Below are 773 nucleotides of genomic sequence, written 5' to 3'. Positions count from 1 at the left end.
GATCCATCAAGCAGAAGCCGGCGTCGAATGATGCGCCGGCTTACGACAGAAACGACTTGTCAGGCGCCGACCCTTGACCCATGTTCTATCTGGATTGCGATCCAGGGAGGCCAAAATATGCCTGCATTCGACCCGTCTGACGTGAAAACCCTGTTCGGCAAGGTCATGGGCGCGTCGCCATCCGACATCAAGCTGGTGGCGCAGCGCCTGCACGACCACGCCTTCGAGCCGCGCATGTCGGCGGACGAGACCAGGCAGCTCGTCGCCAGCCTCGGCTATGACAGCCTGGACGCGTTCTGCGCCGACATCGGCTTGCCCACCCACATCGCCGAGCGGTGGAGCCGTTTCGGTGTTTCCGGCGAGATGAAGCAGGTGTTCACACTGTTGGCGGCGCAGCGCAAGCGGGTGGCCGAGGCGGTCGCCGAATTCGAATCCATGACCCATGTCGGTGTCGAGGATTTTTTGCGCGAGCGCGGGCTCATTTAGCGGGAAACACCGGAGCCAGTCGAACCGGCTCAGCCGCCCTTGGCAAGCAGCGCCGTGGCGGTATCGCTGTCGGTGATCAGCACGTTGGTGTCGACGGCTTTCAGCGCGGCGAGGATCGCCGCGACCTTGCGCTTGCCGCCCGCGGCAAGAACGACATTAGGCACGTTGCTGACCACATCGAGATCGATGGCCATGACGCGGCTGTTGACCTCGTGGTCGACCAGCCCGCCGGCGGCATCGACGAAATAGCACAGCATGTTGGCGACCGCGCCCTTCGCTTTCAGCGG

The 773-nt window shown here is 63.4% G+C and carries 2 protein-coding genes; one reads left to right on the top strand and one right to left on the bottom strand.

What is annotated here, in order from left to right:
- Positions 1–117 precede the first annotated feature (117 nt).
- On the top strand, positions 118–486 hold the full coding sequence (locus tag EN893_RS36245; RefSeq protein WP_127271283.1) for a hypothetical protein: 369 nt from the start codon (positions 118–120) through the stop codon (positions 484–486).
- Positions 487–515: 29 nt separating this feature from the next.
- Here the strand turns inward: EN893_RS36245 and EN893_RS36240 are convergent.
- A partial coding sequence (locus EN893_RS36240) for a sugar-binding domain-containing protein (protein ID WP_281062544.1) occupies positions 516–773 on the bottom strand: 258 nt, incomplete at its 5' end.

The sequence above is a fragment of the Mesorhizobium sp. M7A.F.Ca.CA.004.04.2.1 genome (genome assembly GCF_004022825.1).
Classification (GTDB): Bacteria; Pseudomonadota; Alphaproteobacteria; order Rhizobiales; family Rhizobiaceae; genus Mesorhizobium.
The sequence above is the reverse complement of the archived record's forward strand: the minus strand, read 5'-3'. Positions and strand labels throughout refer to the sequence as shown.

Excerpts from the sequence above, each read along its gene's own strand:
- EN893_RS36245 (WP_127271283.1), top strand. The coding sequence starts at position 118 with ATGCCTGCATTCGACCCGTCTGACGTGAAAACCCTGTTCGGCAAGGTC.